Source organism: Mycobacterium sp. ABE4_509 (assembly GCF_056160785.1).
Genome location: NZ_JBSWXU010000354.1, coordinates 1 through 384 on the forward strand (window position 1 = coordinate 1; position 384 = coordinate 384).

The window sequence follows — 384 nt, forward strand, 5'->3', positions numbered from 1 at the left end:
CCGCAGCTCCACCGCGCCCTCGGCGCCGCCGACGCTGATCCGGTGCGGGTGCAGGTGCGCCACGGCGGGCAGTCCGCCCAGCGGTGCGGGCCCACGGTTGTGCAGCCAGTAGCGGGCGTAGAGCGGCTGGGCGGGTTCGGCGTCCGGGGCCAGCGTGGCCAGGTCGGCATCGAGCACCCGCGGAAGGTTCGGCTGGGTTCGCACCGTGGCGATCTCATAGCCGTTCAGCCGCAGCGGGCTGGCCGGCTCACCGAGGGGCCGCTCGGTGAGATCGAGGCGCTGCAGTTGGAGGTGGCGCAGTCCCGAGCGCAGCGTCACCTCGGCGGCGCGGCCGTGCAGTTCGACCACCCGCACGACGACGCCGCCGGCGGGGTCGGCGTGCTG

1 protein-coding gene is annotated in these 384 nt (G+C 75.5%); it reads right to left on the minus strand.

Annotated features, from left to right (window positions below):
• On the minus strand, window positions 1–384 hold a 384-nt coding region (locus tag ACXAID_RS28450; RefSeq protein ID WP_475025479.1), incomplete at both ends, for a glycosyl hydrolase-related protein.